General features: G+C 66.1%; 14 protein-coding genes. 3 read left to right on the forward strand and 11 right to left on the reverse strand.

Annotated elements, in window-relative coordinates; all coding sequences use genetic code 11:
- Positions 1-90: 90 nt before the first annotated feature.
- From GONAM_RS02395 to GONAM_RS02405, 3 genes are read left to right on the forward strand one after another with little or no spacing between them, the layout of a single operon-like run.
- Positions 91-462, forward strand: a complete 372-nt coding sequence (locus GONAM_RS02395) for a VOC family protein (RefSeq protein ID WP_006865184.1) — start codon at positions 91-93, stop codon at positions 460-462.
- A gap of 36 nt (positions 463-498) precedes the next feature.
- A complete protein-coding gene (gene glsA, locus GONAM_RS02400; RefSeq protein ID WP_006865185.1) occupies positions 499-1719 on the forward strand; it encodes a glutaminase A in 1221 nt (406 codons plus the stop codon).
- A complete protein-coding gene (locus GONAM_RS02405; protein WP_006865186.1) occupies positions 1719-2720 on the forward strand; it encodes an alpha/beta fold hydrolase in 1002 nt (333 codons plus the stop codon). Before glsA ends, GONAM_RS02405 begins: the two co-directional genes overlap by 1 nt.
- Before the next feature lie 66 nt (positions 2721-2786).
- Here GONAM_RS02405 and GONAM_RS02410 read toward each other — a convergent pair whose 3' ends face one another.
- The 11 genes from GONAM_RS02410 to GONAM_RS02460 all read right to left on the reverse strand — a co-directional run bounded on the left by GONAM_RS02410 (position 2787) and on the right by GONAM_RS02460 (position 20552).
- Entirely contained in the window at positions 2787-6743 is a 3957-nt protein-coding gene (locus GONAM_RS02410; protein WP_006865187.1) for a DNA-directed RNA polymerase subunit beta', read from the reverse strand.
- 38 nt (positions 6744-6781) lie between these two features.
- Positions 6782-10288, reverse strand: a complete 3507-nt coding sequence (gene rpoB / locus GONAM_RS02415) for a DNA-directed RNA polymerase subunit beta (RefSeq protein WP_157159129.1) — start codon at positions 10286-10288, stop codon at positions 6782-6784.
- Between the two features lie 316 nt (positions 10289-10604).
- On the reverse strand, positions 10605-11477 hold the full coding sequence (locus GONAM_RS02420; RefSeq protein ID WP_006865189.1) for a hypothetical protein: 873 nt from the start codon (positions 11475-11477) through the stop codon (positions 10605-10607).
- Complete coding sequence (locus GONAM_RS02425) at positions 11477-12139, reverse strand: hypothetical protein (RefSeq protein WP_006865190.1); 663 nt, start codon at positions 12137-12139, stop codon at positions 11477-11479. Before GONAM_RS02425 ends, GONAM_RS02420 begins: the two co-directional genes overlap by 1 nt.
- Before the next feature lie 94 nt (positions 12140-12233).
- The gene (locus GONAM_RS02430) at positions 12234-13475 is read right to left on the reverse strand and encodes an MCE family protein (protein WP_006865191.1); all 1242 of its coding nucleotides are present in this window, start codon (positions 13473-13475) and stop codon (positions 12234-12236) included.
- On the reverse strand, positions 13472-14800 hold the full coding sequence (locus GONAM_RS02435) for an MCE family protein (protein ID WP_006865192.1): 1329 nt from the start codon (positions 14798-14800) through the stop codon (positions 13472-13474). The genes GONAM_RS02430 and GONAM_RS02435 overlap by 4 nt, the downstream gene beginning before the upstream one ends.
- Positions 14800-16167: an MCE family protein gene (locus GONAM_RS02440; RefSeq protein WP_006865193.1), complete on the reverse strand. Its 1368-nt coding sequence runs from the start codon at positions 16165-16167 to the stop codon at positions 14800-14802. Before GONAM_RS02440 ends, GONAM_RS02435 begins: the two co-directional genes overlap by 1 nt.
- Positions 16167-17252: an MCE family protein gene (locus GONAM_RS02445; RefSeq protein ID WP_006865194.1), complete on the reverse strand. Its 1086-nt coding sequence runs from the start codon at positions 17250-17252 to the stop codon at positions 16167-16169. Before GONAM_RS02445 ends, GONAM_RS02440 begins: the two co-directional genes overlap by 1 nt.
- 5 nt (positions 17253-17257) lie before the next feature.
- Positions 17258-18340, reverse strand: a complete 1083-nt coding sequence (locus GONAM_RS02450; protein WP_006865195.1) for an MCE family protein — start codon at positions 18338-18340, stop codon at positions 17258-17260.
- Positions 18337-19668, reverse strand: a complete 1332-nt coding sequence (locus GONAM_RS02455) for an MCE family protein (protein ID WP_006865196.1) — start codon at positions 19666-19668, stop codon at positions 18337-18339. The genes GONAM_RS02450 and GONAM_RS02455 overlap by 4 nt, the downstream gene beginning before the upstream one ends.
- Before the next feature lie 2 nt (positions 19669-19670).
- Positions 19671-20552: an MlaE family ABC transporter permease gene (locus tag GONAM_RS02460; protein ID WP_006865197.1), complete on the reverse strand. Its 882-nt coding sequence runs from the start codon at positions 20550-20552 to the stop codon at positions 19671-19673.

Below are 20552 nucleotides of genomic sequence, written 5' to 3' on the forward strand. Positions count from 1 at the left end.
CCGAGAGCTGTGACAGAAAGAGGACCGAAATCGTCCGCAATGCCTGGGATCGTGGTGTCACACCGAAAGACCACAACATCAGGAGGAACCGTGAACTGGACACTCGAACTCGTCATCCTGCCGGTCAGCGACGTCGACCGCGCCCGCGACTTCTACGCGAAGATCGGGTTCAACGCCGACCACGACCACACGGTCTCCGAGGACGTTCGCTTCGTCCAGATGACGCCGCCCGGTTCCGCCTGCTCGATCGCATTCGGCAAGGGCCTCACCGACGCCGAGCCCGGGTCGGTGAAGGGAATGCAGGTGGTCGTCACCGACATCAACGCCGCGCGCGACCAATTGCTCGCCGCCGGTGTCGATCCCGGCGAGGTCGACGTGCAGCCGTGGGGGCATTTCGTGTACTTCGCCGACCCCGACGGCAACCAGTGGTCGGTGCAGTACATGCCGTATCGCGACAACTGACTGCCGCGCCGCGGGCGGTCGTGGATACGGTGGGATATGCGATCCCCCATCGACGACTATCTCCATCAGGTTCTCCAGGACTGTCGTGACGACGACGCCGGGGACGTCATGTCCGGCAATCGTGAACTCGAACGGGCGGATCCGTCGTCCTTCGGCATCGCCCTGGCCACCGTCGACGGGACCGTCTACACCGCCGGCGACGCCGACCACGAGTTCTCCATGCAGTCCATCGCCAAGCTGCCCGCCTACGCCCTCGCGCTGCGGGACCGGGGACTCGACGGCGTCCTCGACCGCGTCGACACCGAACCGTCCGGCGATGCCTTCAACGAGATCTCCCTCGAAGCCGAGACCGGCCGCCCCCGCAACGCACTCATCAACGCCGGCGCCATCGCAGTCCACGGGATGGTCGACGGCGACAGCGCCACCGAACGGGTCGACCGCATCGCCGACCTGGTGAGCACCCTCGCCGGGCGCGAGCTGTCCATCGACAACGACGTCCACTCCGCCGAACTCGCCTCCGACGATCACAACACCGCCCTCGCCTACCTGCTGCGATCCGCGGGCAAGCTCGAATACGAACCCGACGAGGTCGTCGACGGATACGCCGCACAATGCGCGATCAAGGTCAGCTGCCGCGACCTCGCGGTCATGGGGTCGGTCCTCGCCAACGGCGGGCTGTCCACCACCAATGACGACGAAAGTCTCCTCGAAGGCTGGATCACCCGGCACCTGCTGTCGGTGATGGCCACCTGCGGCATGTACGACGGCAGCGGCAGCTGGATGGCCAAGGTCGGGATACCCGCGAAAAGCGGTGTGAGCGGGGCGATCCTGGGGGTTCTCCCCGGTCAGGTCGGAGTCGCGGTGTGGTCGCCACGACTCGACGAGCAGGGCAACAGCGTGCGCGGCGTCGCCGTGTTCGAAAGGCTCTCCCGCGACATGGAACTGCACATGATGCACGTCGCGCCGTCAGGCATGCCGGCATTGCGCTCGGTCCACGAAGACAATGGTGCGACCGTCGTCGAACTCCAGGGCGACGTGCGCTTCGCGGGTGCGGAGATCATCGCAAGCCGTGCGTGCGAGGGTTTCTCGACCGACAAGGTCGTCATCGACCTCACCCACGTCCGCGTCATGGACGACGCCGCCCGAGGGCTGCTGCGCGAAATCGCGAAACGACTCGAGGACGAATACGACACCACCATCGAGGACCCCAACCAACTCATGGATGAGGGACCGGACGACGAGGACACCGACGAGTAATGAGGAGGCCGAAGCGGTTCCGCGTGCGATGGGTCGCGGCCCTCGCCGTCGTCGCCGTGCTCTTCGGAGTGACCCCGGCAGCCGTACGGGCCACCCCGGTCACACAGCAGTCCGTGGAGGTGTCGTCGTCCCCGGTTGCCACCGAATGCGCGGGCAAACCCGTCCGGGTCGACGCCCGCTGGTACTTCCCCGCCGGCCGGCCCACCGCTCTGGTCTGGCTCCAGCACGGCTTCTCCCGTAGCGCAGCCAATCTCGACGCGCTGGCGCGCGCCTACGCGAACTCGGGTTTCCTCGTCGTGAGTCCGACACTGGACTCGGTCAATCTCACCGGCTGTGCGGTCGCGTACAACATCGCCGACAACTCGGCCTTCGCCCGGACCATCGGCGGGGTGTTCGGCTCTGGCCGGGACGAAGGCAGCCCACTCGCGATGAGTCTTGGTCGGGCGCGGGAGGCGGCACATCGGCCCGACGCGACGATGCCGTACCGGATGGTCTTCGCCGGGCATTCGGCCGGCGGCGAATTCGTCGTGGTGGCGGCCGACGCACTCCGCCACTCGGACCCGATTGCCTACCGGCGCCTGGCCGGCCTCATGCTGTTCGATCCCGTCAACTCGTTCCTCGGCGCCCACTTCGCCTCCGCCGCAGCATCTCTCGGGTCCGACCGACTTCCGATCCGGGTGATCGCATCGCAACCGTCGGTGTCCAACACGTTCGAATCCGGCGTGTCCATCCTCCAGCGGACGACGAGGCAGGATTTTCTCGGTTCGCGACTGGTCACCGGCGTGCACATCGACGCCGAAGGCGAGTCCACCGACCTGATCGGTGAACTGTCCGAGCTCGCCGTGCCGCGTCCACGCAACGGTCGGGTCATCCACACCCTGGCCACCGGATGGTCGTCGGACATGGTGGCCGACACCATGACTCGGACCTACTACCCCGGCGGACGCTACTACGACCTCCTCCTCTCAACGGCCACCGACACCACGCTCCCCGTGCGCTGAGATGGCCCGGACAGCGAAAAGCCCTCGCACTCAACGAGTGCGAGGGCTTTTCAGCTGTCTTACGGCTTACCGGTATTCGTTGGAGAAACCGTAGTCGTCCAGCGGCACCGCAGCGCCGGCCGGGGCACCGAAGGTGCCGTCCGGGCTGTAGTAGGTGTCGTCGTACGACGGCACCGCGTAGGCCGCGGCACGTGCCTCTTCGGTCGGCTGAACCTGGATGTTGCGGTAACGGTTGATACCGGTACCGGCCGGGATCAGCTTACCGATGATCACGTTCTCCTTCAGACCGATCAGCTTGTCGCTGCGGCTGTTGATCGCCGCGTCGGTCAGGACACGCGTGGTCTCCTGGAACGACGCCGCCGACAGCCACGACTCGGTCGCGAGCGAGGCCTTGGTGATACCCATGAGCACCGGACGTCCGGCTGCGGGCTCGCCACCCTCGGTGACCACCTGACGGTTGGCCGCCTCGAACTCGGCACGCTCGACGAGCGAACCGGGCAGGAACTCGGTCGCACCGTGATCGATGATCGTCACGCGACGCAGCATCTGACGAACGATCGTCTCGATGTGCTTGTCGTGGATCGACACACCCTGGCTGCGGTAGACCTCCTGGACCTCGTTTACCAGGTGGATCTGCACCTGACGGGGACCCATGACACGCAGGACCTCGTGCGGGTTGGCCGAGCCCTCCATGAGCTGCTGGCCGACCTCGACGTGGTCACCGTCGGCCAGGAGACGCTCGGAGCCGTCCTCGTGCTTGAACACGCGCAGACGCTGACGCTTCGAGATCTTGTCGATGACGACCTCTTCGGAACCATCGTCCGGGATGATCGTGATCTTGTAGAAGCGGTCGTCGTCCTCGAGGCGAATCCGGCCGGAGACCTCTGCGATCGGCGCGACGCCCTTGGGGACGCGAGCCTCGAAGAGCTCCTGGACACGCGGCAGACCACCGGTGATGTCGTCACCGACGCCACCCTGGTGGAACGTACGCATCGTCAGCTGGGTACCGGGCTCACCGATCGACTGGGCCGCGATGATACCCACGGCCTCGCCGATGTCGACGAGCTTGCCGGTGGCCATCGAACGGCCGTAGCAGTGCGCACACACACCGGTGCCGGTGGCACAGGTGAGGACCGAACGAACCTTGACCTGTGCGATACCGGCAGCGAGGAGAGCCTCGATGGCCGGGTCGCCGAGGTCGTGGCCGCGCTCGACGATGACGTTGCCGTCGGCGTCGACCGCGTCTGCGGCCAGGGTGCGTGCGTACGCCGAGGTCTCGACATGCGCGTCGCGGATGATCGAGCCGTCGGGCTGCTTCTCACCCAGCGGCACGTTGATGCCGCGCTCGGTGCCACAGTCGGTCTCGCGAACGATGACGTCCTGCGACACGTCGACCAGACGACGGGTCAGGTAACCCGAGTCGGCGGTACGGAGAGCCGTGTCCGCCAGACCCTTACGGGCACCGTGCGTGTTGATGAAGTACTCGGCGACGGTCAGACCCTCGCGGAACGAGGACTTGATCGGACGCGGGATGAACTCACCCTTCGGGTTGGTCACCAGACCCTTCATGCCCGACAGGTTACGAACCTGCGTCAGGTTACCGGTGGCACCCGACTTCGGGATCATGATGATCGGGTTGTCCTCGGGGTAGAACTCCTCCATGGCCTTACCGACTTCTTCGGTGGCCTGCTTCCAGATCTCCACCAGTGCGTCGCGACGCTCGTCCGGCGTGAGAGCACCGCGCTGGAACTTGCGCTCCAGACCGTCGGCACGCTCCTCGTAGCGGTCGAGGATCTCTGCCTTCTGCGGCGGCACGAGCACGTCGGCCATCGACACGGTGACGCCCGAACGGGTGGCCCAGTAGAAGCCGACGTCCTTGAGCTTGTCGACGGTCTGCGCGACCACGATCATCGGGTAGCGCTCGGCGAGATCGTTGATGATCGCGGCCTGACGCTTCTTCGGCATCTGCTCGTCGACGAACGGGTACTCGATCGGCAGCAGCTCGTTGAAGAGCACGCGGCCCAGCGTGGTGATGGTGGTCCACGGCTGACCGAAACGCCATCCCTCGGGGAACAGCTCGGCCTCGATCTCGGCCGGCGGACGCTGACCGGTCAGACGCACCTTGATGCGCGACTGCACGGTGAGCTGACCGCGGTCGACGGCCATGATGGCCTCGGCCGGGCTCGAGTAGACACCGCGCTCGATGTCCTCGCCGGACGCCGGGGTGTACTCGCCTGCCGCACCCTCCTTGAGGGTGGTCAGGAAGTACAGACCGGTCACCATGTCCAGACGCGGCATGGCGAGCGGGCGGCCCGATGCCGGCGACAGGATGTTGTTCGACGACAGCATCAGGATGCGTGCCTCGGCCTGCGCCTCCGCGGACAGCGGGAGGTGCACGGCCATCTGGTCACCGTCGAAGTCGGCGTTGAAGGCCTCACACACCAGCGGGTGCAGCTGGATGGCCTTGCCCTCCACCAGCTGCGGCTCGAAGGCCTGGATGCCGAGGCGGTGCAGCGTGGGCGCACGGTTCAGCAGAACCGGGTGCTCGGAGATGACCTCTTCGAGGACGTCCCACACCGCGGGGCGCTGACGCTCGACCATGCGCTTGGCCGACTTGATGTTCTGGGCCTGGTTCAGGTCGACCAGACGCTTCATCACGAACGGCTTGAACAGCTCGAGAGCCATCAGCTTCGGCAGACCGCACTGGTGCAGCTTCAGCTGCGGGCCGACGACGATGACCGAACGGCCCGAGTAGTCGACGCGCTTACCGAGCAGGTTCTGACGGAAACGACCCTGCTTGCCCTTGAGCAGATCGCTCAGGGACTTCAGCGGGCGGTTGCCCGGCCCGGTGACCGGACGACCACGACGGCCGTTGTCGAACAGGGCGTCGACCGACTCCTGCAGCATCCGCTTCTCGTTGTTCACGATGATCTCGGGAGCACCGAGGTCGATCAGACGCTTGAGGCGGTTGTTGCGGTTGATGACGCGGCGGTACAGGTCGTTCAGGTCGGAGGTCGCGAAGCGGCCACCGTCGAGCTGAACCATCGGACGCAGCTCCGGCGGGATCACCGGCACGGCGTCGAGGACCATGCCCAGCGGCGAGTTGCCCGACTGCTGGAACGCGGCGACGACCTTCAGGCGCTTGAGAGCACGGAGCTTCTTCTGGCCCTTGCCGCTGCGGATGGTCTCGCGGAGCGACTCGGCCTCGGCGTCGATGTCGAAGTTCTCGAGGAGCTTCTTGATCGCCTCGGCACCCATCGAACCCTGGAAGTACTCGCCGTAGCGCTCTTCGAGCTGGCGGTACAGCTTCTCGTCGATGATGAGGTCGCCCGGGGCGAGCTTGACGAACTTGTCCCAGATCTCCTCGAGACCGTCGAGCTCACGCTGAGCGGAGTCGCGCATACGACGCATCTCGCGCTCGGCACCGTCGCGCACCTTGCGGCGCACGTCGGCCTTGGCACCCTCGGCCTCGAGCTCGGCGAGATCCTGCTCGAGCTTCTGCTGACGCTCGTTCAGGTCGGCGTCGCGCTGATCGGCGACGGCCTTCTTCTCGACCTCCATCTCGGCCTCGAGGGTCGAGAGCTCGTTGTGACGCAGTTCGTCGTCGACAGCGGTGATCACGTAGGCGGCGAAGTAGATGATCTTCTCGAGATCCTTCGGCGCCAGGTCGAGCAGGTAGCCCAGCCGGCTCGGCACACCCTTGAAGTACCAGATGTGCGTGACCGGTGCGGCCAGCTCGATGTGGCCCATGCGCTCACGGCGCACCTTGGCCTTGGTCACCTCGACGCCGCAGCGCTCACAGATGATGCCCTTGAAGCGGACGCGCTTGTACTTACCGCAGTAGCACTCCCAGTCGCGGGTGGGTCCGAAGATCTTCTCGCAGAACAGGCCGTCCTTCTCGGGCTTGAGCGTGCGGTAGTTGATCGTCTCCGGCTTCTTGACCTCACCGTATGACCAGTTGTGGATGTCGTCGGCCGTGGCCAGGCCGATCTTCAGTTCGTCGAAAAAGTTGACGTCGAGCACTTGTTACCTTTCCAGAGCTCTGTTGTCAGTGGTGAGGATCAGTTGGCGAGGTCGTCGACGGTCGCCGACTCGTTGCGCGACAGGTTGATTCCGAGGTTGGCAGCAGCGCGCTCCAGATCCTCGTCGTCGGTGTCGTGCATCTCGATGGCGGCACCGTCGGAGCTGAGCACCTCGACGTTCAGGCAGAGCGACTGAAGTTCCTTCAGAAGCACCTTGAACGACTCGGGGATGCCCGGTTCCGGGATGTTCTCGCCCTTGACGATCGCCTCGTAGACCTTCACGCGGCCCACCACGTCGTCCGACTTGATGGTGAGCAGCTCCTGCAGGGTGTATGCGGCGCCGTACGCCTGCATCGCCCAGCACTCCATCTCACCGAAGCGCTGACCACCGAACTGCGCCTTACCACCGAGCGGCTGCTGGGTGATCATCGAGTACGGACCGGTCGAGCGAGCGTGGATCTTGTCGTCGACCAGGTGGTGCAGCTTGATGATGTACATGTAGCCGACCGCCACGGGGTACGGGAACGGCTCGCCGGAACGACCGTCGAACAGCGTCGCCTTGCCGTCGCCGTTGACCATGACCTCGCCGTCGCGGTTGGGCAGCGTCGAGGACAGCAGTCCGGTCAGCTCCTCCTCGCGCGCACCGTCGAACACCGGGGTGGCGGTGTTGGTGTCGGGCTCCGCCGAGTACATGTCCTCGGGCAGGTTCTCGGCCCACTCCGGAACACCGTTGGCGACGTCGATGTTCCAGCCGGCCTTGGCGATCCACCCGAGGTGGGTCTCCAGGATCTGACCGATGTTCATACGACGCGGGACACCGTGGGTGTTCAGGATGATGTCGACCGGGGTGCCGTCGGGCAGGAACGGCATGTCCTCCTGCGGGAGGATCTTGCCGATGACGCCCTTGTTGCCGTGGCGACCGGCGAGCTTGTCGCCGTCCTGGATCTTGCGCTTCTGGGCCACGTAGACGCGGACCAGCTCGTTGACGCCGGGCGCGAGATCGTCGTCGTCGTCCCGGCTGAACACGCGCACGCCGATGACCTTGCCGGTCTCGCCGTGGGGCACCTTCAGCGAGGTGTCGCGGACCTCACGGGCCTTCTCACCGAAGATGGCACGCAGCAGACGCTCTTCCGGGGTCAGCTCGGTCTCGCCCTTCGGGGTGACCTTGCCGACCAGGATGTCGCCGTCGCGGACCTCGGCACCGATGCGCACGATGCCGCGCTCGTCGAGGTCGGCGAGGACCTCGTCGGAGACGTTCGGGATGTCCCGGGTGATCTCCTCGGCACCGAGCTTGGTGTCGCGGGCGTCGATCTCGTGCTCCTCGATGTGGATCGAGGTGAGGACGTCCTCTTCCACGAGGCGCTGCGACAGGATGATCGCGTCCTCGTAGTTGTGGCCCTCCCACGGCATGATCGCCACGAGCAGGTTCTTGCCGAGCGCCATCTCACCGTTCTCGGTGCAGGGGCCGTCGGCGAGGACCTGGCCGGCCTCCACGCGCTGGCCCTCGTCCACGATCGGACGCTGGTTGGCGCAGGTGCCGTGGTTCGAACGCGCGAACTTGCGCATCCGGTAGGTGTCACGGGTGCCCTCGTCGGACATGACGGTGATGTAGTCGGCCGAGACCTCTTCCACCACACCGGTCTTGGACGACACGATGACGTCACCGGCGTCGACGGCGGCACGGAGCTCCATGCCGGTACCGACCAGCGGCGACTCGTTGCGCACCAGCGGCACGGCCTGACGCTGCATGTTCGCACCCATCAGGGCGCGGTTCGCGTCGTCGTGCTCGAGGAACGGGATCATCGCGGTCGCGACCGACACCATCTGGCGCGGGGAGACGTCGAGGTACTCGACATCGGTGGCGCCCACGAACTCCACCTCGGAGCCCTTCTTGCGCACCAGCACACGCTCGTCGGTGATCCGGCCGCTGCCGTCGAAGTTGGTGTTGGCCTGACCGATGAGGAAGCGATCCTCCTCGTCGGCGGTCATGTACTGGATCTCGTCGGTGACGACACCGTCGACGACCTTGCGGTACGGGGTCTCGATGAAGCCGAACGGGTTGACCCGCGCGTACACCGAGAGCGAACCGATCAGACCGATGTTCGGACCCTCAGGGGTCTCGATCGGGCACATACGGCCGTAGTGCGACGGGTGGACGTCGCGCACCTCGAGGCCGGCACGCTCACGGCTCAGACCGCCCGGGCCCAGCGCCGACAGACGACGCTTGTGGGTCAGACCCGACAGCGGGTTGTTCTGGTCCATGAACTGCGACAGCTGGCTGGTTCCGAAGAACTCCTTGATCGCCGCCACGACGGGACGGATGTTGATCAGGGTCTGCGGGGTGATCGCCTCGACGTCCTGGGTGGTCATGCGCTCACGCACGACACGCTCCATACGCGAGAGGCCCACGCGGATCTGGTTCTGGATCAGCTCGCCGACGGTACGCAGACGACGGTTGCCGAAGTGGTCGATGTCGTCGACCTCGACGGGAACCTCCACACCACCGGGCACGGTCATGTAGGTGGTCGTGTGCGGGTCGGCCTCGTGCAGACGCACCAGGTACTCGACGGTCGCGATGATGTCCTCGCGGGTCAGGGTCGACTCGCCGAACATCGGGTTGTCCGTCAGGCCCAGCTTCTTGTTGACCTTGTAGCGGCCCACGCGGGCGAGGTCGTAGCGCTTGTCTTTGAAGAACAGGTTCTCCAGGAGGTTCTCCGCGGACTCCTTGGTCGGCGGCTCACCCGGACGCAGCTTGCGGTAGACCTCGAGCAGCGCCTCGTCCTGGTTGGCGGTGTTGTCCTTCTCCAGGGTCGACATCATGATCTCGGAGAAGCCGAAGCGCTCGGTGATCTCCTCGGTGGTGAAACCGAGGGCCTTGAGCAGCACGGTGACCGGCTGACGGCGCTTGCGGTCGATACGCACACCCACGGTGTCGCGCTTGTCGACGTCGAACTCCAGCCACGCACCGCGACCCGGGATCACCTTGACGGTGTGCAGGGTCTTCTCGGTGGCCTTGTCGATCGACGCGTCGAAGTACACGCCGGGGCTGCGGACCAGCTGGCTCACCACGACACGCTCGGTGCCGTTGATGATGAAGCTGCCCTTGTCGGTCATGATCGGGAAGTCGCCCATGAAGACGGTCTGCGACTTGATCTCACCGGTGTTGTTGTTGATGAACTCAGCGGTGACGAACAGCGGCGCCGCGTAGGTCATGTCCTTGTCCTTGCACTCCTCGACGGAGGCCTTGACCTCGTCGAAGTGCGGCTCGGAGAACGACAGGGACATCGACCCGGAGAAGTCCTCGATCGGGGACAGCTCGTGGAGGATGTCCTCCAGCCCGCCCGTCGGGTTCTCTTCTCCGCGGGCGATCGCCTTGGCGCGCCACTCCGGGGACCCGACGAGCCATTCGAAGGAATCGAGTTGGAGGTCGAGGAGGCCGGGGACCTCCAGCGGCTCGCTGATCTTTGCAAACGACGCGCGATGCGGCGCGCCGGGGATTGTTGAGGTGGACTGGCGGTTGACTGCCAAGATGCGTCCTTCCAACACGACGTTATTCACAACCTAGATGTGCGGTGGCTTGATGGGCCGTTCGCTGGTGACACCCTGAGATCGGCGATCACCGCAGCACACACAACTAAGAGTGGCCGTAGAAGGATCGATTGATGGACAGGAGGCAGCCAGCGCAACGTCCAACTGTAGCAGAAAATAGACGCACTTTGTCAAGCCCGTCAAGAAACGATTTCGCACGGGTGGCTGCCTGCACTCAATCGCTGGTCACAGCCTGGCCCGACAACGCCCAAACGTCAAGCGGTACGCGCCAATTTGGCGAACTTGTCCCGGGACTCACCCGGTGACCTGGCGATCAGAAGGGCTCGACGCCCTGGATCCGCCACGTGTCGCCCTCCCTGACCATGGCGAACTGCGCGCGCGGTGCGCCGCTGTTGGTGGCCATGCTGTTCTGCGTCTCGCTGATGATCAGGTTGGCGATCACGGTCGCACGGTCGCCGGCCAGGTCCTTGACGCCCAAGGCGTCGACCCGGCACTCGGCACCGGTCTTGGTCTGCGTGATCAGGTCCTTCTGCGCCTTGAAGGTCTTGTCGAACTCCTCGCGGGCCTGCCCCGTCAGGGCATCCTGTGCGCGCTTCTGCCAGTCGTCGAGCTCGGTGTGCTCGTAACCGAACACCGCGCAGATCCGTTGCTGCGCTTGCCCGGTCAGTTCCGAGGTGGCCTCACGCTCGATGAAGGCCTTGTTCGGACCGATGCTCGCACCGGGGTGGAAGGCCAGGACCAGGGCGACGATGCCGAGGACCACCGCGACCGCGGCGAGGATCGCCGCGAGCGGGGTCGACCGCACCTTCTCGCCCACACCGCTCCCCCGCCGGCCTCGAGGGGCGTCCGCTGAGGTGTCGGCCGCCGCGTCCGCCGCCGTCGGGTCGGCCGAGCTGGGACGCAGGGTCGAGACCCGGGAGACCGGCCTCTTCGGCTTGGTCAGGTCGGGCTTACTGGAATCGGACTCGGTGAGGTCCGGCGTGGCGGGCGACTCGGCGTCGGTGGTGACCTCGCCGGACTTCGACATGGAGACGCCGGCGTCGGTGGTCGCCTCGTCGGACGTCGACGGGGTGACACCGGTGTCGGTGGTGACCTCATCGGATTCCGGACGGACGGGACGGGTGTGTCCGGCGACCTTCGGCGTCGGACGACGCTTTCCTGCGGGCTTCCTCGGGTTCTGGGCCATCAGTTTCCGCCTCCCGGTGCCGGCGCGGGCGCCTGACCGTTTCCGGCCTGACCCGCGTCTGCGTAGGCGATGCCTTCCAGGCCGAGGAGGTTCTCGGCCTTCCAGAGGTCGCCGTCCTTGACCATGCTCACGTCGAATCCGCGCGTCTCGTCGACGCCGGGCTGGCCGGGCCGCTCGAGGGTCGTGACGACGTAGACCAGGACCTTGGCCTTCTTCTCGTCGGGGTTGACCTCGGTCGGTGCGCTGCGCACCAGGCGCGCGCTGAGCTTGGCGGCCTCGGGTCCCGCCTGCGACAGCATGTCGAGCACGCTGCCGTCCTTGCCGCCGAGCACCTCTTCCTTGGCCTTGCCGGTCAGCGAGGCCTCGGCACGCTTCTTGAAGCCGTCGAGATCGGTGGGATCGATCGTGGTGACGTTCAGTACGGCCTGCTCGGCCGCCTGGGTGGCGTCGTCACGCGTCTGCTGCGCGGGGTACTGGTTCGCGTAGACGTCGTAGGCGCGCACTCCGAACACGACCACGCAGACCGTCGCCGCGATCACCGCGATGATCGCCAGGGCGAGCGGCGCGACACCGGCGATCCGCGTCCACGCGGGTCGGGTGCTCTTCTCGGTCGGATCAGTGTCCGAGTGTGCTGAGTCTGAGGGTTCGGGGGTGCCGGTCATAGCAGAAGACACTGTATAGATCGCTCCTGAGCGCAGGCCAAGGCCGAGAGTCCGCCAGGGGGCGGAGTCCGGGCCCTGGACGGCCTGCGTTCGTCTACTTGGGCCGCACGCCGAGCAGCGCTGCGAGCTGCTGGGCCAACGGGTTGAGGTTCAGCTTGTCGGGGTCCTTCTTCGGCGTGGAGTCCCACGGCTGCGGGTACGCGGGATTCGCGTACTGCGCACGATCCGCACCGCGCACACCCGTCGGATTGCCGAGCGGCACGGTGCACTTGGCCTCGGTGTTGAACGGGAATTCGTCGTAGTGCTTGTCGAAGTTCGGGTTCTTGCGTCGCATCTCGGCCATGACCGCGTCGGTGCTCTCGTAGCCCCGGGTACATGCGGCCGGGTTGTTGGTCTCGAGGACGACGCCGAAGTGGATCTGGCCGTCACCGGGCGCCGGCGAGTGGCTACCGGCCGACAGCGCGGACAGCATCGCGACGGTCGTCGAGATGTTGTAGGTCGCCGGCTCGATGGTGCGGGAGACCTCGGCGAGGTCCTTCACCACCTTGGAGATGTCGTTCCCGTTCTTCTGGATGAGCTCGGAGATCTCCGTCGCCGACAGCGTGCCGGTGGTGAGCAGACGACGCAGGTCGGGATCGGAGGTCGCGAGAGTCGCGGTGACCAGGTTGAGGTTCCGCGACCACGTGAGGATCGCATCCGACTGGTCGGCCTGCGTCTCGAGGACGACGTTCGAGTCCTGGATCAGCGACACGACCTGGGGCAGGTTGTCGACGCCAGCACGCGACAGCTTCCCCAGCGAGTCGACGAGGCGGGTCAGGTTCTCGCTCTGACCGTTGAACGCCTTCCCGAGCTCGGTGATCACGATGTTCAGGTCGTCCACCGGGATCGACGAGGTGAAGTCGATCGCCGACTTCACGACGTCCTCCAGCGGCTCGGGCAGCTTGGACTTCGTGATGACGTCGCCGTCCTTCAGGTACGGCCCCTCCGCGGAGGTCGGCTGGAGGTCGACGTACTGCTCACCGATCGCCGAACGCGACGCGACGACCGCGGTCGCCGACGCCGGGATGTCCGGGCCGCCGGAGTCGATGTCGAGCTTCACGTCGACGCCGGTCTTGGTCAGCGTCATCCCGCCGACGCGTCCGACCGGCACGCCCTGGTACGAGACCTCGGCGTTGGTGAAGATGCCGCCGGAATCGGGCAGCTCCGCGGTGACCGTGTACATGCCGACACCGGCGAGCTTGTCGAGCCGCGCGTATTTGGCCCCGACATACACCAGCGCGATCAGGCCGACGACGACGAACACGATCAGCTGGATCTTGACGAGTCTGCTGGTCATCGTCCTGCTCCTGTAGGTGCCTGCGACTTGGGTGCGATACCCAACGCCGCGAGCGGGCCGTCGAGAATGCCCTGTCCCGGCTTCGCAGGCGCGGGCATCGGGCCGGCACCCTCGGCCGATCGTGAGAACGATGCCGCCGGGTAGCGCCCGCCGGACGGCGGCGTGTTCGGTCCCGGCCGCCAGTTCGGGCCGGGCGGCAACAGCGTGATGGTCGGCCAGCCGTAGCGAGGTCCGTTACCGCCGTAGTACGGGTTCCGCTTGTCGACGGGCACCTTCACGCGGGCCGGGGGCGAGTACTTCGGTGTCCCCTGCCCCACGCCGAGTGCCTCGATCTGGTTGAGGATGCGCAGGTCCAGGGTCATGAACAGGTTGGTCGCATCGCCCTTGACGCCGGGCAGCAGCCAGTCCGGGAACGGATGGGTGAGGATCAGCGGTGCAGCGGTGATCGCGTCCGGGGCGGCCGCGGCGAGCTGGGTCAGCACCGGGCGCAGCGCCTTGAGGTCGTTGATCAGGGCCTTGCGCGACTTGCCGAGCACGTCGGTGCCGACCTGGCCGAGCTCGTCGAGCTTGGTCAGCAGGTCGACGAACTGCGGGCGCTGTTCCTCGAGCACCTCGATGCCCTCGGGCAGCTGCTTGAGGATGCGGTCGATCTGTTCGGTCTGCGCCGCGGTCCGTTCGGACAGGTCGGCCAGCCCGTCGATCGCGCCGATGATGTCGTCACGCTGGCGGTTGAGGCCGGCGATCAGCTTCTCGGTCTGGTCGATCAGGTCGCGGACCTTGCCGGCCCGGCCGTCGAGCGCCTTGTTCAGTTCGGTGACGATCGGCTGGATCTGGTTGATACCACCGCCGGTGAGCAGCAGTGCCAGAGCACCGAGGACCTGCTCGATGTCGGTGGCGGTACGCGTCCGCGTCACCGGGATCGGCTCGGCCGGGTTCTGGCGCGGAGCCTTCGAGCTGTCCTCCGGTTCGCTCAGTGAGACGAACTTCTCGCCGAGGAGCGAGGTCTGCTGAACGCTCGCCTCGGACTCGTCGGAGAGGTCGACCTCGTTCTTGACCTCGACCGTGACCTGGGCGAACCACTGATCGTTCGGCACCTCGACCTTGGTCACGCGGCCGACGGGGATGCCGTCGCGCTTGACCATCGACTGGGGCACCAGGTCGAGCACGTCGTCGAACTGGATCTTGTAGGTGCGCGGGTTGCTGCCGGTGTCGACGCCACCGGGCAGCGGCAACGACTGGATGCCGTTGGACATACAGCCCGACACGAGAACCGTGAGTGACAGGGCTGCACCGGCCAGGGCCATTCGCATGGACCGTCGGTTCATCAGTTGCCTCCCCGGGGACGCGGAGTGCTCGACGGCGACGGCTTGGAAGTCGTCGGCTTCGGCTTCGACGTGGTCGGCTTCGGCTTGGTCGTGGCGGCCGAACCGAGCTCCGGATCGGGATTACCGGGGACCGTGCCGGGTACCGGAGCCTTCTGCAGCTTGTTGTTGCTCATGATGCCGAAGGGCAGGACGGGCAGCATCGGCTCGAGCACGCCGTCGGTGATCTGCTTGCCGAGTGCCTCACACTGGCTGATCAGCGGACGAAGCGTGTTGCTGAACTGAGTGGCCTGCGGATTGCCCGGGAGCAACTGGCCGAGGTCGAGCAGACGGCACTGCGCACCGATCAGGTCCTGCAGATCCGGGATGGTCAGGCGCATCGCCAGGGTCCCCGACTCCGCGTCGTAGGCGTTGATCAGGTTGCTGATGGTGACCGGCAGGACCGTCAGGATCTCCTTGAGATTGTCCTTGCGGTCGAGCAATGTCTGCGTCGTCGGCTGCAGGTCCTTGACGGTCTCACCGATCTGCTCGCGGTTGTCGTCGAGGAATCCCGCCACGTCGCCGAGAGCGACGGACAGCTTGTTCAGCGCAGCAGCGAGCTGTTCGCGCTCGCCCGCGAGGAACTTGTTGAACGACGCCATCTGCGTGTTGAACTGGCGCACCTGGGCGTCGTTCTCGCGCAGTGCGCCGACGAAGGTGTTGAGATTCTTGACGGTGTCGAAGAGGTTCCCCCGCGAATCGCTGAGCGTCGTGCTGGCCTTCGACAGGTTCTCGATGGCGGCGCCGAGCTTGTCGCCGTTGCCCTCGAGGTTCGCGGCACCGGTCGCGACGAGTTCGCTCACCGCACCCTGCCGTCCGGTGCCATCGGTCTTGTTGGCACCGTCGGGACCGAGCGCGTCGGACAGTTCCTTGACGCTGGCATAGAGCTCGTCGACCTCGACCGGGACCATGGTCTGGTCCACGCCGAGAGTGATGTCCCGCCCGGCCTTCGGCCCACCGGAGTAGGCGGGGGTCAGCTGCACGTAGCGGTCGGCGACCACCGAGGGGATCACCTGCACGGCACGGACGTCCTCGGGCAGGGTGATGCCGCGGTCGACGGTCATCGTCACCTTCACGGTGTCGCCCTGCGGCGTCACCGAGTCGACCTTGCCCACGGCGACGCCGAGGATGCGGACGTCGGAACCGGAGTAGATACCGACCGACCGCTTGAAGGTCGCGGTGATCTTGGTGGTCCCCGTCGACGAGAACACCCACCACAATGCGCCGGCGACGACCAGCGCGAGGATCAGTCCGAGGACGAGGGCCACGATGTGGCGCGGGGTGAACCAGCGGCCGGGACCGGAGGTCTGTGTCAGGTCTGGCGCGGTCATCAGCCTGCCTCCGTTCCGCCGTTGTTCTGTTCGAGCGTCTTCTTGTTGGGCGGACGTGTCGTGTTCTGCTGCGGCAGTGCCGGCGGCAGGAGGTTCACGACGGACGACTCGAACCAGCGACCGTTGCCGAGCACGTTGGCGTAGAGCCGGTAGAACGGCGCCATGTACTTGATCGAATCGTTGAGGTTCTGGTTCTGACGCTGTAGCAGCTCGTTGACGCCCTTCAGCGCGTCGAGTGCCGGTCCGATCTGTTCCTCGTTGTCACGCACGATCCCGGTGAGCGAGTCGCCGAGGCTCGTCGTGCTGGCCAGCAGCGCGGAGATGGCCTGCTGCCGGTTGTTCAGTTCGTCGAGCAGCTGTCCCGCGCCGCCGATGAGGCGCACGAACTCCTCGTTGCGATCGGCGAGCAGTTTCGAGGTGTCCTTGGTCGCGGCGAGGAGCTTCTGCACCTCCTGGTCGCGGCTGGCGATCGTGTTGGACAGACGCGCCAGGCCGTCGAGCGCCGGACCGGTGGTGCCCGCGGTGCCGGAGAAGGCATCGGAGAGCACCCGCATCGACTCGGCCAGCTGGTCGTTGTCGAAGTCCTCGATCTGGTTCGCCGCAGCCGAGAAGGCTTCGATGACGTCGTACGGGGCGACCGTGTCGGTCAGCGGGACATCGGGATCGGCGGGTTCGCTGCCGCGCGGGTTCAGCGACAGGTACTTCTGACCGAGGATCGTCTTGATCTGGATCGACGCCTGTGTCTGGTCACCGATCCAGGTGTTCTCCACCTTGAAGGTGACGTCGACCTTGTCGCCGTTGAGCTTGACGTCGTCGACCTCGCCGACCTTCACACCGGCGACGCGCACCTCGTTGCCGGGTTTGAGCCCGGCGGCCTCGGAGAACTCCGCGGTGTAGCGGGCTCCCGCACCCAGCAACGGGACGTCGGTCAGGTAGAACGCGCTGAGTCCCAGCATCATCAGGATCAGGATGCCGATGGCACCGATGCTCACCGGACTGCGTCGACCACCGAACCGGCGATGGGGGTGCTGCTTCGGCGCATCCGCCTCGGCTGCGTCGTCCTTGTTGTCGTTCTGATCTGCCATCGTGGTCACCCCCCTGGCTTCTCGTCGGCCCAGCAGCGGGTTGCCGCGCTGGTGTAGAGCACGTGATTGATGTCGGGCAGCGGTACCAGCGGCTGCGTCAACAGCGGCGACTTGCCGGTGCCGGCGACCACGTCGATGCCACACAGATAGAACTGGAACCAGGAGCCGAAGGTCGCGGCCCGGCCGATCTTCTGCAGCTTGACCGGCAGGTTGGTCAGCGTCTCCTCGATGTCCTTGTCGCGCTTGTTGATCTGGTCGGCGAGCGACTTCAGACCGGCGATGTCGCCCTGGATGGACGGACGCGTCGCACCGAGGATGTTCGCCGTGACCGAGGTCAGGTTCGAAACCGAGCTGATCGCCGAGCCGACCGAACCGCGCTGTGCCGCAAGGCCGGTCACGAGCTTCTCGGTGTTGTCGAGGAGGCTGGTGAACTGCTCGTCGTTGCGGTTGACCGTGTCGAGCACCTTGGTGAGGTTGCCGATCAGGTCACCGATGACCTTGTCCTTGTCGGCGATCGCGTTCGTCAGGTCCGCGGTGTCGCTGACCAGGCGCGTGATCGAGCCGCCCTGACCGTCGAAGATCGCGATGATCTGCTCGGTCAGCTTGTTGACGTCCTCGGCCGAGAGCTGCTGGAACAGCGGACGGAAACCGTTGAACAGTTCGGTGAGGTTCACCGGCGGATGCGTGTCGACCCGGCCCGGCTGTAGTCCGAAGGTGTGACCCTGCCCCACGGTCTTCGTCGGGTCGCCCGCTCCCTGCTCGAGTCCGAGGTACCGCAGACCGGTGAGGTTGCGGTAGCGGATGTAGAGCTGGGTGCCGTCCGGCAACCGGTCGCGGTCGACGTTGAACGAGACCATCGCCCGGTTGCGGTCGTAGACCTCGACCTTCTCCACCTGTCCCACGCGAACACCGGCGATACGGACGTCGTCTCCGGAGTTCAACAGGGTGGCGTCGGAGAAGACGGCCTTGAACTTCGCGTCACCGTCACCACCGGCGTTCGCGATGGTGAGCGCGAGCAGGCTGGTGGTGACCACGGTGACGACCGCGAAGATGATCAGCTTGACCAGGGGCGCGACGATCGACCTCATTTGATGTCGACCTTCGCTCCCTGGAGGGCGCCGCCGGCGATCATCGTGACCCAGGTCGGCACCGACTCCGGTGTCTCACCGGTGGTCGCGCCGTAGATGACCTGGAGCTGCTTGCGGTAGTCCGGGTCGTCGAACGGGTTGGGCTTGACCGATCCCGCGGGGATGCCGCTGAACTGCGGCTGCGGGAGCGACTTGACGGTGCGCGGGCCGGCGTTGCGTGACGGCGGCTGGTAGCTGCCGTCGGCGAGGCCGCCACCCGGGTACTGCGGGAACGGGCGACCGTCCTTGGCGGGCTCGTAGCACACGGCGGGCGGGTCGAGATCCATGAAGCGGGGTTCGTCCTGGTTCGGTAGGTATCGGCCACGGGGGTTGACGAACTGCAGGTTCACGCGCACGCCGGGGTTCTCGGTGCCCTGACCCACGATGTTGCGTGATTCGGGGACCAGACCCGCGAAGTTGCGGAACGTGCAGACGAACGTCGGGGACTGCTTGGCCAGCCCGACGAGGAGCTGCTCGGAGTCGACGGCGAGGTCGATCAGGTCGGTGCGGTTCTGGCGGAGCCAACCGGTGAGGTCATCCGAGGCCACACCGAGGGTCGCGATCAGTGTCCGCAGATCACCCTGGCGTTCGACGATGGTGTTCGACGTGGTGCGGAACGAGTCCAGTGCGTCGACGACGTCGGGCAGTGCCTGCGAGTAGGTCTGCGAGAAGGTCGCGAGACCCTCGAGGGTGCCCTCGAGGTCGGGCAGGTTCTTGTTGACCTCGCCGAAGATCTCGTCGAGCTCCTCGAGCGTGGTGCCGAGCTGCTCGCCGCGACCCGACAGCGCCTTCGACAGCGAGGTGAGCGTCGCGTTGAGATCCTGCGGCGGGATCGCCTCGAGCACCGGCAGCAGGTCGTCGAACAACTGCTGGACCTCGAGAGCGTTGCCGCTCTTGTCGGTCTCGATGGTCGCGCCATTCTTCAGCGTCGGACCGTTGTTGTCCTCGGGAACCTGCAGCGCCACGTACCGCTCACCGAAGAGCGTCTTCGGCAGGATGCGCGCGGTGGTCTTGTCGGACAGCTCCGAGGCCTTGGTCGGATCGAGGCCGAGGATGACCTCCACCGAGCCGTCGGGGGCGGGCTTGACCGCGCGGACCTCGCCGACGATCATGCCGCGCGCCTTCACGTCGGCGTTCGCGGGGAGCGCGTTGCCGGTGGAGTCGGTCAGCAGGGTGACGTCGGTGAAGTCCTGGAACGTCTTGTTGAACTTGGTGATGGTCGCGGTCAGGAACAGTGCGACCACGATGAAGAAGACCAGGCCGAGCAGCCTCTTACGCAGGGTCGACACGCCTAACCTCCCACTCTGACCGTCGTGGTGGTGCCCCAGATGGCGAGTCCCAGGAAGAAGTCGAGGACCGCGATGAGGACCAATGCCGCTCGGACCGCGTGACCGACGGCCACGCCGACACCTGCCGGACCACCGGATGCGTAGTAGCCGTAGTAGCAGTGCACCAGGATGATCACGAAGGCGAAGACCAGCACCTTGCCGAACGACCAGAGCACGTCGGCCGGTGGCAGGAACAGGTTGAAGTAGTGGTCATAGGAGCCGCCGGACTGCCCGTTGAAGACAGTCGTCACCACTCGCGACGCGAGATACGCCGACAGCAGACCCAGCACGTACAGCGGGATGACGGCGATGAAGCCGGCGATCACGCGGGTCGACACCAGGAACGGGATCGACGGCACGGCCATCGTCTCGAGGGCGTCGATCTCCTCGGAGATGCGCATGGCGCCGAGCTGCGCGGTGAAGCCACAGCCGACAGTCGCGGACAGGGCGAGGCCGGCCACGAGGGGCGCCACCTCACGGGTGTTCACGTAGGCCGAGAGGAAGCCGGTCAGGGCCTGCGACCCGATCTGGTCGAGCGCGGCGTAACCCTGCAGGCCGACGACGACGCCGGTGAAACCCGACATCAGCACCATCACGCCGATGGTGCCGCCGATGACCGCGAGTCCGCCCGAGCCGAAGGCGACTTCGGCGAGCAGGCGCATGACCTCACGGGTGTAGTGCACCAGCGTCTTCGGCATCCACGCGAGGGTGCGGCCGTAGAACGACATCTGCTCGCCGGCACCGTCGAGCACCTTGAGTGGTTTGCCCAGCTGTTTGCGGGCCTCGTACATGTAGTACTCGGGCCTGCTCTTGGCGATCGTCACGCCACCGCCACCATCGGTCAC

Source organism: Gordonia namibiensis NBRC 108229, from assembly GCF_000298235.1.
GTDB lineage: Bacteria > Actinomycetota > Actinomycetes > Mycobacteriales > Mycobacteriaceae > Gordonia > Gordonia namibiensis.

Excerpts from the sequence above, each read along its gene's own strand:
- glsA (WP_006865185.1), top strand. The coding sequence starts at position 499 with ATGCGATCCCCCATCGACGACTATCTCCATCAGGTTCTCCAGGACTGT.
- GONAM_RS02405 (WP_006865186.1), top strand. The coding sequence starts at position 1,719 with ATGAGGAGGCCGAAGCGGTTCCGCGTGCGATGGGTCGCGGCCCTCGCC.
- GONAM_RS02420 (WP_006865189.1), bottom strand. The coding sequence starts at position 11,477 with ATGGCCCAGAACCCGAGGAAGCCCGCAGGAAAGCGTCGTCCGACGCCG.
- GONAM_RS02425 (WP_006865190.1), bottom strand. The coding sequence starts at position 12,139 with ATGACCGGCACCCCCGAACCCTCAGACTCAGCACACTCGGACACTGAT.
- GONAM_RS02430 (WP_006865191.1), bottom strand. The coding sequence starts at position 13,475 with ATGACCAGCAGACTCGTCAAGATCCAGCTGATCGTGTTCGTCGTCGTC.
- GONAM_RS02435 (WP_006865192.1), bottom strand. The coding sequence starts at position 14,800 with ATGAACCGACGGTCCATGCGAATGGCCCTGGCCGGTGCAGCCCTGTCA.
- GONAM_RS02440 (WP_006865193.1), bottom strand. The coding sequence starts at position 16,167 with ATGACCGCGCCAGACCTGACACAGACCTCCGGTCCCGGCCGCTGGTTC.
- GONAM_RS02445 (WP_006865194.1), bottom strand. The coding sequence starts at position 17,252 with ATGGCAGATCAGAACGACAACAAGGACGACGCAGCCGAGGCGGATGCG.
- GONAM_RS02450 (WP_006865195.1), bottom strand. The coding sequence starts at position 18,340 with ATGAGGTCGATCGTCGCGCCCCTGGTCAAGCTGATCATCTTCGCGGTC.